The 13,243-nt window shown below is 66.9% G+C and carries 14 protein-coding genes and 1 rRNA gene; 13 read left to right on the top strand and 2 right to left on the bottom strand.

From position 1 onward, the window contains the following. Positions 1–71 precede the first annotated feature (71 nt). Complete coding sequence (locus ACFOHJ_RS18240; protein ID WP_378223089.1) at positions 72–1,742, top strand: FMN-binding glutamate synthase family protein; 1,671 nt, start codon at positions 72–74, stop codon at positions 1,740–1,742. A 49-nt stretch (positions 1,743–1,791) separates the two neighbouring features. Here the strand turns inward: ACFOHJ_RS18240 and phnF are convergent, their stop codons facing one another. Further along, positions 1,792–2,544: a phosphonate metabolism transcriptional regulator PhnF gene (gene phnF, locus ACFOHJ_RS18235; protein ID WP_378223086.1), complete on the bottom strand. Its 753-nt coding sequence runs from the start codon at positions 2,542–2,544 to the stop codon at positions 1,792–1,794. A 107-nt stretch (positions 2,545–2,651) separates the two neighbouring features. On the opposite strand from phnF, the gene phnG reads away from it, so the two are divergent. From phnG to phnN, 12 genes are all read left to right on the top strand, one after another. Then, on the top strand, positions 2,652–3,107 hold the full coding sequence (gene phnG / locus ACFOHJ_RS18230; protein ID WP_378223084.1) for a phosphonate C-P lyase system protein PhnG: 456 nt from the start codon (positions 2,652–2,654) through the stop codon (positions 3,105–3,107). Beyond that, positions 3,107–3,718 carry a phosphonate C-P lyase system protein PhnH gene (gene phnH / locus ACFOHJ_RS18225; RefSeq protein ID WP_378223082.1) on the top strand — a complete coding sequence of 204 codons (612 nt, stop codon included), beginning with the start codon at positions 3,107–3,109 and terminating at the stop codon, positions 3,716–3,718. The genes phnG and phnH overlap by 1 nt, the downstream gene beginning before the upstream one ends. 2 nt (positions 3,719–3,720) lie before the next feature. Then, entirely contained in the window at positions 3,721–4,830 is a 1,110-nt protein-coding gene (locus tag ACFOHJ_RS18220) for a carbon-phosphorus lyase complex subunit PhnI (protein WP_378223080.1), read from the top strand. Beyond that, entirely contained in the window at positions 4,827–5,708 is an 882-nt protein-coding gene (locus tag ACFOHJ_RS18215; RefSeq protein WP_378223077.1) for an alpha-D-ribose 1-methylphosphonate 5-phosphate C-P-lyase PhnJ, read from the top strand. Before ACFOHJ_RS18220 ends, ACFOHJ_RS18215 begins: the two co-directional genes overlap by 4 nt. Beyond that, the gene (gene phnK, locus ACFOHJ_RS18210) at positions 5,705–6,523 is read left to right on the top strand and encodes a phosphonate C-P lyase system protein PhnK (protein WP_378223074.1); all 819 of its coding nucleotides are present in this window, start codon (positions 5,705–5,707) and stop codon (positions 6,521–6,523) included. Before ACFOHJ_RS18215 ends, phnK begins: the two co-directional genes overlap by 4 nt. A gap of 8 nt (positions 6,524–6,531) precedes the next feature. Next, complete coding sequence (phnL, locus tag ACFOHJ_RS18205; RefSeq protein ID WP_378223072.1) at positions 6,532–7,242, top strand: phosphonate C-P lyase system protein PhnL; 711 nt, start codon at positions 6,532–6,534, stop codon at positions 7,240–7,242. A 196-nt stretch (positions 7,243–7,438) separates the two neighbouring features. After that, positions 7,439–8,278: a phosphonate ABC transporter ATP-binding protein gene (gene phnC, locus ACFOHJ_RS18200; RefSeq protein WP_378223071.1), complete on the top strand. Its 840-nt coding sequence runs from the start codon at positions 7,439–7,441 to the stop codon at positions 8,276–8,278. A 38-nt stretch (positions 8,279–8,316) separates the two neighbouring features. Next, entirely contained in the window at positions 8,317–9,306 is a 990-nt protein-coding gene (phnD, locus tag ACFOHJ_RS18195; protein WP_378223070.1) for a phosphonate ABC transporter substrate-binding protein, read from the top strand. Positions 9,307–9,384: 78 nt separating this feature from the next. Beyond that, positions 9,385–10,203 carry a phosphonate ABC transporter, permease protein PhnE gene (gene phnE, locus ACFOHJ_RS18190; RefSeq protein WP_378223068.1) on the top strand — a complete coding sequence of 273 codons (819 nt, stop codon included), beginning with the start codon at positions 9,385–9,387 and terminating at the stop codon, positions 10,201–10,203. After that, positions 10,203–10,907, top strand: a complete 705-nt coding sequence (locus ACFOHJ_RS18185) for a DUF1045 domain-containing protein (RefSeq protein WP_378223065.1) — start codon at positions 10,203–10,205, stop codon at positions 10,905–10,907. Before phnE ends, ACFOHJ_RS18185 begins: the two co-directional genes overlap by 1 nt. Position 10,908: 1 nt before the next feature. Beyond that, positions 10,909–12,048, top strand: coding sequence for an alpha-D-ribose 1-methylphosphonate 5-triphosphate diphosphatase (locus ACFOHJ_RS18180; protein WP_378223063.1), 1,140 nt, complete (start codon positions 10,909–10,911; stop codon positions 12,046–12,048). Continuing rightward, positions 12,038–12,670, top strand: coding sequence for a phosphonate metabolism protein/1,5-bisphosphokinase (PRPP-forming) PhnN (phnN, locus tag ACFOHJ_RS18175; RefSeq protein WP_378223061.1), 633 nt, complete (start codon positions 12,038–12,040; stop codon positions 12,668–12,670). Before ACFOHJ_RS18180 ends, phnN begins: the two co-directional genes overlap by 11 nt. A gap of 182 nt (positions 12,671–12,852) precedes the next feature. Here phnN and rrf read toward each other — a convergent pair. Beyond that, a 5S ribosomal RNA gene (rrf, locus tag ACFOHJ_RS18170) occupies positions 12,853–12,967 on the bottom strand. Between the last annotated feature and the right edge of the window lie 276 nt (positions 12,968–13,243).

Below are 13,243 nucleotides of genomic sequence, written 5' to 3'. Positions count from 1 at the left end.
AGCCGTTGAAGATATGGGCGTTTGCGGCTAGTGGGGGGCATCCTTCCAGACGAGACCTACCGGCAGATCGAATGAAGTCCGTTTTTTCCCACCAGCGCTACGCGGCTTTCTTCATCACGGCGCTCGCCTCGCTTGTGTTCATCGCCGGCGCGGCGTTCCACAGCGCATGGCTGCTTGTCCCGGCGCTTATTGCCGGCGCACTGTTCGTGCTCGGCGTCCACGACCTGCGCCAGCACCGGCACTCCATCCTTCGCAACTACCCGGTGGTGGGGCACCTGCGCTTCCTGATGGAAAGCTTCCGGCCCGAAATCCGGCAGTACATGATCGAGAGCGACACCGACAAAATCCCGTTCAGCCGGGAGGATCGGGCGCTCGTCTACCAGCGGGCGAAGGGCGACGAGGACAAGCGGCCCTTCGGCACCACCGAGAACGTCTATGGCTCGGGCTATGCGTGGCTGACGCATTCGGCGACGCCGGTGACCATCGCCGATACCGATTTTCGCGTGCTGGTCGGCGGCCCGGCCTGCCGGCAACCCTATGAGATGAGCCTTTACAACATCTCGGCCATGAGCTTCGGCGCGCTTTCCGGCAACGCCATCCTGGCGCTGAACACGGGTGCGAGGAAGGGAGGCTTCGCGCACGACACCGGCGAAGGCAGCATCAGCCGCTACCATCGCCAGGGCGGCGGCGACCTGGTCTACCAGGTGGCGTCCGGCTATTTCGGCTGCCGCGACAAGGAGGGCGGCTTCTCGCCCGAGCGCTTCGCGGAACTGGCCGCCGATCCGCAGATCAAGATGATCGAGATCAAGCTGAGCCAGGGCGCGAAGCCGGGCCATGGCGGCATGCTGCCTGCCTCCAAGATATCGCCGGAGATCGCCGAGGCGCGCGGCATCCCGATGGGACTCGACTGTATCTCGCCGGCGGCCCACCGCACCTTTTCCACCCCTGTCGGATTGATGGAGTTCGTCCAGGAGTTGCGCGTGCTTTCGGGCGGCAAGCCGGTCGGCTTCAAGCTGTGCATCGGCCATCGCCGCGAATTCATGAGCATGGTCAAGGCAATGCTGAAGACCGGCATCGTGCCCGATTTCATCGTCGTCGACGGCGCGGAAGGCGGCACCGGCGCGGCACCCGTCGAATTCGCCAACCGTGTCGGCATGCCGATGCTGGAAGGGCTGACCTTCGTCCATAACACGCTGCGCGGCGCCGGCATCCGCGACCAGGTACGGATCGGCGCCGCCGGCAAGATCGTCTCGGCCTTCGACATCGCACGCGCCATCGCGCTCGGGGCCGACTGGTGCAATGCCGCCCGCGGCTTCATGTTCGCCATCGGCTGCATCCAGGCGCAGTCCTGCCACACCAACCGCTGCCCGGTCGGCATCGCGACGCAGGATGCGCTGCGCCAGCGCGCCATCGATGTCGGCGACAAGAGCGACCGGGTCGCGCGCTTCCACCGCAACACCATGCATGCGCTGGGCGAGATCGCGGGGGCGGCAGGCCTCACCCATCCCAGCAACTTCATGCCCTATCACTTCATGTTCCGCCAGCAGGACAACGAGTTCCTCGACGGCAATGAAGCCTACCCCTATCTGCCGGACGGCTTTCTGGTGTCGGGCGAGGAGATTGCGGAACTCGGCGACTGGTATAGCCGCTGGGACCGCGCCAGCGCTGAAAGCTTCGCGCCGCCGGAAATCCCGCACGGACCGTTCGTGCGCGCGCGCCGGGCCGAGACGGTGCCGGCATAGGCCGATTGGCCGGCGGTCGGCCGCGACAACTCCCGTTCGGCTTACGGCTTCACCCGCTGCTGCCGGGCGCCGGAGCCTCGACCGACAGTTCCACCCGGTCGGCGGCGAATCGGGTCACCGAGCATTGGACGGGCTGCCCCGACAGGTCGCAATTCACGGCACGCGTGACGAGCACGATGGCTCCCGGCGCCAGGTTCAGTTCGCGCGTGTCGGCCTCCTCGGCATGGCGCGCCTCGATCGAGGTCGACGCGCGGCGATAGTCGCGGACGCCGAAACCGGCAAGGGCTGCCGTCATCGAACCGGTGCTGGAGAAAAGCTCGGCTATGCCGTCGAACAGCCGCGCGTCGAACCAGGAAGTCGATCGCGACACGGGAACGCCGTCGGCCTTGCCGAGGCTTTCGACGCGGATGACCGTTTTCCCCGTTTCGATCCCCAGCGCCGTCGCAACCCATAGGGTGGAAGGTTCCCTCGCCGTGCCGACCATTTCGCTGCTCGTATCGCGGGCCTGGTCGCCAAGCCCGGCGGAGAAGCGGGTGCGCTCGCCGATCGGATAGACGAGACGCTGCCTACGCCGCACATAGGTCCCGCGCCCCTGCTGCGATTCCAGCACGCCTTCATGGGCGAGCGCGGAAATCGCCGCCCGCACCGTGTGGCGGTTGACGCCGAAGCGCTGCGCCAACTCGGCTTCCGGCGGCAACCGGCCCGCTTCGCCGGCCAGTCCGTTGGCGATACCCGCCCTGATGCCGTCGGCCACCTGCCGCCAGAGGGCGACCCCAAGACCTCGCTGCAAATGCGCCGTCATGCTTTTCCTCTGCCGTTGCCAAAGCTGTCACGTGGCCGTCATCTGGCACGGCTATGGTGGCTCCAATTCATCGACTTGTCTAGATGATTAGACAAATTGGAGCACGCATGCCTCACCCCGAAGAGACTATCCTGCGCCGCAACCGGATGGCGGTCCTGGCGCGCAGCAGCACCGCCCGGCTGCGCGAATTATGGGCGGACCTCGCCCTTGCGCCCGGCCACCGCGCCCTGCGCGGACCCGAATGCGGCCTCATCACCCTGCGCGGCCGTGTGGGCGGCAGTGGCGAGCCTTTCAACTTCGGCGAGGCGACAGTGACGCGGGCCAGCGTCCGGCTGGACGACGGGTCCGTCGGCCACGCGGTGGCGCTCGGCCGCGACATGGACAAGGCCCGCATTGCCGTGCTCGTCGATGCGGTGTGCCAGACACCGGAGACGGCGGCGCTCGTCGATGCACGAATGATCGCGCCGCTGCGGCAAGAACTCGACGCGGCGGACATGGAAAAGCGCGAGCAGACAGCCGCCACCCGCGTCGACTTTTTCACCATGGTTCGGGGAGAAGACTGATGCGCGAGACGACGACGGCACTGGAGGGCGGCTTTGCCGACCCCGCTGAGGATGCGCAGGCCGTCTTCCGGGCGGTGATGGACGCCATGGCGCGGCCCGCGACCGTCATCCACGTCAAGCTGCCGGTGGTCCCGCCGTCACCGCTGCCGCCGCTCGTCGGCGCGCTCGCCTGCACGCTGGCCGATGCCGACACGCCGCTCTGGCTGGACCCGGCGCTGGCGCAAAGCGAGGCCGTGCGCGAATGGCTGGTGTTCCATACCGGCGCGCCGATCGTCGCGCAGCCCGCAGAAGCGGCTTTCGCGCTGGCCACCGCCGGCTCCGCCCTGCCCCCACTGCACAGCTTCGCGCAGGGCACGCAGGAATATCCGGACCGCTCGGCAACGTTGGTCCTTGCCGTCGAAGCCTTCGACGGTGGCGCGCCGCTCACGTTCCGGGGTCCGGGAATCCGAGGCGAGACGACGCTCGCTCCGCGCGGCCTGCCGGCCGATTTCGCCGCGCAATGGACCGAGAACGGACAGCGCTTTCCGCGCGGGGTCGACCTCGTGCTCGTCGCCGGCGGCGCCCTCGCCTGTCTGCCGCGCAGCGCCCGCCTGATCGCACGGGAGAACTAGCCATGTATGTCGCAGTCAAGGGCGGCGAGGCCGCCATCGACAATGCCCACCGGCTGCTGGCCGACCGCCGCCGTGGCGACCGCTCGGTTCCGGCCCTGACGCTCGACCAGATCGCCGGTCAACTGGCGCTCGGCGTCGACCGGGTGATGAGCGAAGGCTCGCTCTACGACCGCCGGCTGGCGGCGCTCGCCATCAAGCAGGCGCGCGGCGACCTGATCGAGGCGATCTTCCTCGTGCGCGCCTATCGCACCACCCTGCCGCGCTTCGGCTACAGCGAACCCATCGACACCGGCGAGATGCTGATCGAGCGGCGCATCTCGGCCTGTTTCAAGGACCTGCCGGGCGGCCAGCTGCTCGGGCCGACCTTCGACTACACCCACCGCCTGTTCGACCCGGACCTTGAGGGCGACCCGGAGATCGAGGCCGGCGAGAGACGGGAGCCGTCCGCCGAGCCCACGACACGGATTGCCGCCATCCTCGGTGGCGAAGGCCTGATCGAGGAGGACATCGACCTGCCTGAACAGGCCGCCCCCGGCGACATCAACCACACGCCGGTCGAGTTCCCGATGGCGCGCGCCATGCGCCTGCAAAGCCTGTCGCGCGGTGACGAGGGATTCCTGCTGGCGCTCGGCTACTCGACACAGCGCGGCTATGCCCGCTCGCACCCTTTCACCGGCGAAATCCGCATCGGCGAGGTCGAGGTGGAATTCTTCGTCCCCGAACTCGGCTTCGCCGTGCCGCTCGGCCGCGTCCAGGTGACCGAATGCCAGATGGTCAACCAGTTCAAGGGATCGGCCAAGGCGCCGCCGCAGTTCACGCGCGGCTACGGGCTGGTGTTCGGCCAGTCGGAGCGCAAGGCGATGGCGATGTCCCTGTGCGACCGGGCGCTGCGCGCCGAAGAACTGGGCGAGGATATCGTCGCGCCGCCGCAGGACCAGGAATTCGTGCTGTCGCATTGCGACAACGTGCAGGCGACCGGCTTCGTCGAGCACCTGAAGCTGCCGCATTACGTCGATTTCCAGGCCGAACTCGGCCTGGTGCGCACCATGCGCGCCGAATATGCCGCGCGCGAGAGCGTGACCCAGCCCGACATGCAGGAGGCCGCGGAATGACCGCGCTGAGCCGCAACACCACCTACAACTTTGCCTATCTGGACGAGCAGACCAAGCGCATGATCCGCCGCGCCATCCTCAAGGCGATCGCCATTCCCGGCTACCAGGTGCCCTTCGCCAGCCGCGAAATGCCGATGCCCTACGGCTGGGGCACCGGCGGCGTGCAGGTGACGGCCGCGATCCTCGGGCCGGACGACGTGCTCAAGGTCATCGACCAGGGCGCCGACGACACCACCAACGCGGTGTCGATCCGAAAATTCTTCGAGCGCGTGGCCGGCATCGAAACCACGACCCGCACGGCCGAGGCGACGATCATCCAGACCCGCCATCGCATCCCCGAAACGCCGCTCGGCGAGGGGCAGGTGCTGGTCTACCAAGTGCCGATTCCGGAACCGCTGCGCTTCCTCGAACCGCGCGAGACGGAAACGCGCAAGATGCACGCGCTGGAAGAATACGGGCTGATGCACGTCAAGCTCTACGAGGACATCGCCAGAAACGGCCACATCGCCACCACCTACGCCTATCCGGTCAAGGTCGAGGGGCGCTACGTGATGGACCCCTCGCCGACGCCGAAATTCGACAATCCGAAGATGCACATGTCGGCGGCGCTGCAACTGTTCGGCGCCGGCCGCGAGAAGCGCATCTACGCGCTGCCGCCGCACACCGAAGTCGTGAGCCTCGATTTCGAGGAGCATCCGTTCGAGGTGCAGAAGTTCGATACGCCCTGCGCGCTGTGCGGCGCCGAACAGGTCTACCTGGACGAGATCGTGCTCGATGACCGGGGCGGGCGCATGTTCGTCTGCTCCGATACCGACCATTGCGAGACACGCCGCGCCGAAGGTCATCGGGGCGAAATGAGCGGGGAGGCACTGCCATGACGATCGCGCTTCGAAACGACGCGGTATTCGACCATGCCAGCGAAGACCTGCCGCTGCTCTCCGTGCGTTCGCTGACCAAGGCCTACGGAAACCGCATCGGCTGCGCCGACGTGGATCTCGACGTATGGCCGGGCGAAGTGCTGGCCATTGTCGGCGAGTCGGGTTCCGGCAAGTCGACGCTGCTCAACTGCATCTCGACGCGGCTGGAGCCGACATCGGGCACGATTTCCTATCGCATGCGCGACGGCGAGATGCGCGACCTCTACGGCCTCCAGGAAGCGGAACGCCGCCTGCTCCTGCGCACCGACTGGGGCTTCGTGCACCAGAATCCGGCGGACGGGCTGCGCATGACGGTATCGGCCGGCGCCAATGTCGGCGAGCGGCTGATGGCTGTCGGCGAGCGCAACTATGGCCGCATCCGCGAGACGGCGACCGACTGGCTCGGCCGCGTCGAGATCGACGCCGACCGCATCGACGACCAGCCGTGCGCCTTTTCCGGCGGCATGCGCCAGCGCCTGCAGATCGCGCGCAACCTCGTCACCGCGCCGCGCCTCGTCTTCATGGACGAGCCTACCGGCGGCCTCGACGTCTCGGTGCAGGCGCGCCTGCTCGACCTGCTGCGCGGCCTCGTCAACGATCTCGGCCTCGCCGTCATCATCGTCACCCACGACCTCGCCGTAGCACGCCTCTTGTCGCATCGCATGGTCGTCATGAAGGACGGCCACGTCATCGAGCACGGCCTTACCGACCGCCTGCTGGACGACCCGCAGGCGCCCTATACGCAGCTTCTCGTCTCCTCCATCCTCCAGGCCTGAGGTCTACCGTGCAAGCACCCGCCCTTACCGCGTCCGGCCTCGGCAAGACGTTCACCATGCACCTGCGCGACGGCATCGAACTGCCGGTCATCGCCAACGCCCGTTTTTCGCTCCATTTCGGCACCTGCGCCGTGCTCGGCGGCCCGTCCGGCGCCGGCAAGAGCTCGATCCTGAAGATGCTCTACGGCAACTATGGCGCGAGCGCCGGCCGCATCGTCGTGCGCCATCGTGGCGGCGACGTCGACCTCGCGACCGCCGGCCCGCGCACCATCCTGGAATTGCGCCGCGAGACGATCGGCTATGTCAGCCAGTTCCTGCGCGTGGTGCCGCGCGTCGGCGCGCTCGACATCGTCGCCGAACCGCTGGTCGAGCGCGGCGCGGACCATGCGCAGGCGCAACGGCGCGCCGGCGAACTGCTTGCCCGCCTCAACCTGCCGGAATGGCTGTGGGCGCTACCGCCGGCCACCTTCTCGGGCGGCGAGCAGCAGCGCGTCAACATCGCGCGCGGCTTCATCACCGATCATCCGATCCTGCTGCTCGACGAGCCGACCGCCTCGCTGGACGCCGCCAACCGCAACGTGGTGGTGGAGATGATCGCCGAGAAGAAGCGCGCCGGCACCGCCCTGCTCGGCATCTTCCACGACACCGAGGTGCGCAACGCGGCCGCCGACGTGATCATCGACGTGACCGGATTCTCGCCGACGAAGAAGGCGGCGTGAACTGTGGAAATCGGCAGGCGTCATCGAACTGACATGCACGCGACACCCGGCCGTCATGTGCCGGCGCTAAATCCGTGACGACCGCCAGCGCCGTCGCCCGCCTGCCGGGCCAGGCGGCACGGTATGGGTCAACCGCAATCGGGCCGCGAGAAATCCGGCTCACCGGACTTTTCAACGAACGGAAAGGAGCGATGCTATGACGGCCATCTCCGTCCGCAACCTGTCCAAGAGCTTCGGCAAGAAGCGCGCCCTGGACAATGTCAGCCTCGAAATCCAGCGCGGCGAAATGGTCGCCCTGATCGGCGCCTCCGGCTCCGGCAAGAGCACGCTGATCCGCCACCTGTGCGGTCTCGAAACCGGCCAGCCCGGGCAGAGCCGGATCGACATACTGGACAGCGCGATGCAGGACGGCGGCCGCCTCGCCGCGAGGGCGCGAGACATGCGCCGTAGCATCGGCGTCGTCTTCCAGCAGTTCAATCTCGTCGGCCGCATGTCGGTACTGACCAATGTCCTGCTCGGCAATCTCGGCCGCATTCCGGTCTGGCGCGGCACGTTCGGCCTCTTCACCGCCGAGGAAAAGCAGAAGGCGCGCGAGGCGCTGGCCCGCGTCGGCATTCCGGAAGTCGCTTGGCAGCGCGCCTCCACCCTGTCGGGCGGCCAGCAGCAGCGCGCGGCGATCGCCCGCACGCTGGTGCAGCGCTCCGACATTCTGCTTGCCGACGAGCCGATCGCCTCGCTCGACCCGGCCTCGGCGCGGCGCGTCATGGAAATCCTTGCGGCGGTCAACCGCGACGAGAGGATCACCTGTGTCGTCTCGCTGCATCAGGTCGAGTATGCGCGCCGATACTGTCCGCGCACCGTCGCGCTACGCGACGGCCGCATCGTGTTCGACGGTCCCTCCTCGGAGCTTACCGACCAGATGCTCGTCGACCTCTACGGGGACAATTCCGAAGAGCTGATCTTGCCGAACGCACCGATGCAGCCGGCAAAACCCAGGTGTGTGCCGGAACCGGGACGGATCCCGGCCTTCGCATAACGATCGATAAAACCCAACCACAAGCAGGGAAGCTTGCCATGAACCTATTCCTCAAGGGCACCATCGCCGCCGCGCTGTCGCTCACGCTGTCGGGTGCCGCCATGGCCGAAGAAATCAACTTCGGCATCATCTCCACCGAATCGCAGCAGAACCTGAAGCCGAAGTGGGACCCGCTGCTGGCCGACTTCGCCAAGGCCACCGGTCTCGACGTCAAGCCCTTCTTCGCCTCCGACTATGCCGGCGTCATCGAAGGCATGCGCTTCGGCAAGGTGCAGATGGCCTGGTACGGCAACAAGTCGGCGATGGAAGCCGTCGACCGCGCCGATGGCGAGGTGTTCGTCCAGACCGTGCCGGTCAGCGGCGAGCCGGGTTACTATTCGCTGATCCTGGCGCCCAAGGACAGCAAGCTGACCTCGATCGACGACCTGCTGAAATGCGACAAGAGCCTCAACTTCGGCCTCGGCGATCCGAACTCGACCTCGGGCTACCTGGTGCCGATGACCTTCGTCTTCTCGGCCAACAAGGTCGACCCCAAGACTTGCTTCAAGAACGTCACCAACGCCAACCATGAGACCAACGCCATGGCGGTCGCCAACGGCCAGGTCGACGCGGCCGCCAACAACACCGAAAACCTGGAACTGATCGAGCGCAACCAGCCGGCCGCCTTCGAGAAGATCAAGGTGATCTGGAAGTCGCCGCTGATCCCGTCCGACCCGGTGGTCTGGCGCAAGGACCTGTCGGAGGAAACCAAGGCCAAGATCAAGGACTTCTTCCTGACCTATGGCACCGACCAGTCCAAGGGCGACGTCGCCCATGAGAAGGAAGTGCTCGCCGGTCTCGAATGGGCGCCCTTCCGCGCCTCCAGCGACGACCAGCTGCTGCCGATCCGCGTGATGGAACTCACCAAGAAGATCGCGCAGATCGAGGCCGACGCCTCGCTCTCCGACGCCGACAGGAAGGCGAAGATCGAGCCGCTCGAGGCGCAGAAGGCCGAATACGAGGCCAGGCTGAAGACCCTTCAGGGCTGATTGCCCGCCCGTCCCGACCCACGATGAAGTTGCCGGCTGTCATTCGAGGACAGCCGGCGCATTGCCAGGACACTTTTCATGGACCAGACCGCCAAGATCGCGTCCGCCGCCGCCGCGCGCCCCGAAGTGGAGCGTGAGTGGTCACGCAGCCTGTGGACCTGGGTCTCGTGGATCGCGCTCGTCGTCCTGCTTGCCTGGAGCTGGGCGCCGGCCGAGATGAGCCGCTGGACCTATCTGTTCAGCGACGCCGGCAACATGGCGGAATATGCCAGGGGCTTCCTGCATCCCGATTTTTCCGAATGGCGCTACTATCTCGTGGAAATGCTCTCCACGATCCAGATCGCGCTGTGGGGCACGTTCCTTGCCGCGATCTTCGCCGTTCCCTTCGGCATCCTGTCGGCCCGCAACCTCGCGCCCTGGTATGTCGTGCAGCCCGTGCGCCGCATCATGGACGCCTGCCGCTCGATCCATGAACTCGTCTTTGCCGTGCTGTTCGTCGTAGCCGTCGGCCTCGGCCCGTTCGCCGGCGTGATGGCGCTGTTCATCCACACCACCGGCATTCTCGCCAAGCTGTTTTCGGAGGCCGTCGAGGCGATCGACGCCCGCCCGGTCGAAGCGATCCGCGCCACCGGCGCCTCGCGTCTGCAGGAGATTATCTTCGGCGTGGTGCCGCAGGTCATGCCGCTGTGGATGTCCTATGCGCTCTACCGCTTCGAATCCAATGTCCGCGCCGCCACCGTGCTCGGCGTCATCGGCGCCGGCGGCATTGGCCAGGTGCTGTTCGAAGCCATCCGCGGCTTCTACTACCCGCAGGCCTCGGCCATGCTCATCATCATGCTGGTCACCGTGTCGCTGCTCGACCTGCTGTCGCAGCGCCTGCGCAAGCTGTTCCTGTGATGCGCCACGCTCTCTATTTCACACCCCCGGCCGGCGATCCGCTGACCCAGGCGGCCGAGTCCTGGCTGGGGCGCAGCGCCTTCACCGGCAAGGCGGCTGAACCGAACGTCCCGCCCGGATTTTCCGCCGAAGAGTTCCACGCCCTGACACGCGACCCGCGCCGCTATGGCTTTCACGCCACGCTGGTGGCGCCGTTCCGCCTGCGCGAAGAATCGACCGAAGCGGACCTGGCGAGCGCGACGGGCGCCTTCGCCGAACAGGCTGGGCCGTTCTCGATGCCCGGCCTCGCGATTACCCGGATCGGCGAATTCTTCGCGCTGACCCCGACCGAGGCGCGCCAGGTATCGGCCTTGGCCTCGGCGGCCGTCGACTACTTCAACAACCTGCGCGCGCCGCCGACCGAAGCCGAGATCGCACGTCGAAAGCCTGAGTTGCTATCAGAGCGCCAGCGCCTCTACCTGCATCGCCACGGCTATCCTTACGTCAAGGAAGAATTCCGTTTCCACCTGACGCTGACCGGCCCGGTCGAGGCGGCGACCGCCGCACACGTCGAGGCGGCGCTAAAAAACCATTTCGGTCCACTGCTTTCATCTCCGGTCGCCGTTTCGGCCGTCGCCCTCTTCACCGAGGCCGAGCTCGGCGCCGACTTCATCGTCCGTTCCATCCACCGCCTCGGTCCTTCCGAAGCGAGAAAGTGTGCCTGACATGCTGCGGGAAATTGTGCTCTCCAATGCCCGAATCGTCCTCGAGGACGAGGTCGTCAACGGGTCCCTGCTCATTCGCGACGGCCTCGTTTCGGCGATCGATACGGGCAAGACCGCCGCCGGCGAAGACATGGACGGCGACTATCTGATCCCCGGTCTGGTCGAACTCCACACCGACCATCTGGAGCAGCACTACAGCCCGCGCCCCGGCGTGGTGTGGGACAGCATCGCCGCCCTGCAGGCGCATGACGCGCAGGTGGCGGCGTCCGGCATCACCACGGTGTTCGACTGCCTGCGGCTCGGTTCCGACGAGAATGCCGGCTTCAAGCGCGGCGAAATGCGTGCCATTGCCGACGCGATCGAGACCGCCCAGGGCGAGAACCGCCTGCGCGCCGATCATCTCATCCACCTGCGCTGCGAGGTTTCCTCGGCCGACGTGCTCGACCATTTCGAGGATTTCACGTCTGATCCACAGGTGAGGCTGGCGTCGCTGATGGACCATGCGCCGGGCCAGCGCCAGTTCCAGACGCTGGAGGCCTATGTCCTCTACTACAAGAAGAAGCGTGGCCTGTCGGACGCCGAGTTCGAGCAGTTCGTCGCCCGCCGCATCGAGGAATCGGGCCGCTACTCCGCCCCTCATCGCCGCGCCATCGCCGGCGCCTGCGCCGAGCGCGGCATCGCGATCGCGAGCCATGACGACGCCACCGTCGAGCATGTCGAGGAATCGAAGACGTTCGGCGTCCGGCTGGCCGAATTCCCCACCAGCATGGAAGCGGCGCAGGCCTCCCACCAGGCCGGCATGGCGGTGCTGATGGGCGCTCCCAATATCGTGCGCGGAAAATCCCATTCCGGTAACATTTCTGCGAAGGCCCTGGCCGACGCGCGCGTGCTGGACGTGCTGTCTTCCGACTATGTGCCCTTCAGCCTGATCCACGCGCCGTTCCTGCTGGCCGACGAGGACGGCGGCATGTCGCTGCCGCAAAGCATAAGTCTGGTCACTGCCAACCCCGCCGATGCGGTGGGCCTCGGCGACCGCGGTCGCATCGCGCCAGGCCTGCGCGCCGACCTGGTGCGCGTGCGGCGGCCAGCCGGCATTCCCGTCGTTCGCTCGGTCTGGCGCGAGGGCAACCGTGTCGTCTGAAACCGCAGACGTCGCGGCCCCGATCGCCGGGACAGGCGGGCATGGCACGCTGATCGCGGTCGTCGGGCCGAGCGGTGCCGGCAAGGACAGTCTTCTAAGCTACGCCCGCGACAGGCTGGGCGCGGATCCGGCCGTGCTTTTCGTCCGGCGGGTGATAACGCGTCCCGCCGCGCCCGAAGCCGAGGATCATGATTCGCTGTCGGTAGACGCTTTTCTCGCCGCCCAGGCTTCGGGCCTGTTCGCGGTCGCCTGGCAGGCGCACGGCCTGCACTACGCGATCCCGGCCGCCGTCCACCGCCACCTGGCAGGCGGCGGCATTGCCGTGGTCAACGGCTCACGCGCCGCCCTGCCGGCCATCCGCGCGGCCTTCGGCCGGGTGGTTACGATAAGAATCAGCTGTCGCCCCGAAATCCTCGCCGCCCGGTTGGCCGCACGCGGCCGGGAAGACCCCGGGCGCCAGCAGGCGCGGCTGGCGCGTAGCGTGACGACGGCCGAGGCCGATCGGGAGGTGGTCGAGATCGACAACAGCGGCGCCCTCGCCGGCGCCGGCGACGCGCTCGTGGCCGCGATTCGCAGCCGGATGACGAAATCCGCTTCGATCTCACGCGGCCGGGAAGCGTGAGCTACCCAGCCGGTTTCGCCACGGCCAATACCCCCGCCAATTCATCCGTCCTATCCAGAGGGTGCCGTCGATAGGACTCGCGCTGGCAGAAAGCCGCGCAGGACAAACAAAAACACCCGCCGGGTTGATGTCCGGCGGGTGTTTATTGAATGCGAAGAGATTTTTGACTGTGCGTTTAGCAGACCTGGCAGCGACTTACTCTCCCGCGTCTTGAGACGAAGTACCATCAGCGCTGGAGCGTTTCACGGCCGAGTTCGGAATGGGATCGGGTGCAGCCGCTCCGCCATAACCACCAGGTCGGCAAAGCGCACATTCAAACGAGAAGCTGGGTTGGGGAGGAGGGGAACAGGGGAGTAAGGGAATATGTTTCCCGACTGCCTGTTGGTCCTTCCCGTTCTTTTCGTGCCTGCCTCGAAGCTTTAGCTTCGCAAGCGCGACTGCGCGTCGCCGGCTTATGCGGTGATCGACCTCGAAGCTTAAGCTTCGCGAGGCCGACCGGCCGTCGGCGCTGTGCGCCGCGCCCCGCGCAGCGCCGCCCGAAGGGCGGAACCAGCGTGAGCGATAAGCGACCAT

This window comes from Aquamicrobium soli (genome assembly GCF_042646345.1).
Classification (GTDB): Bacteria; Pseudomonadota; Alphaproteobacteria; order Rhizobiales; family Rhizobiaceae; genus Mesorhizobium; species Mesorhizobium soli_A.
The sequence above is the reverse complement of the archived record's forward strand: the minus strand, read 5'-3'. Positions and strand labels throughout refer to the sequence as shown.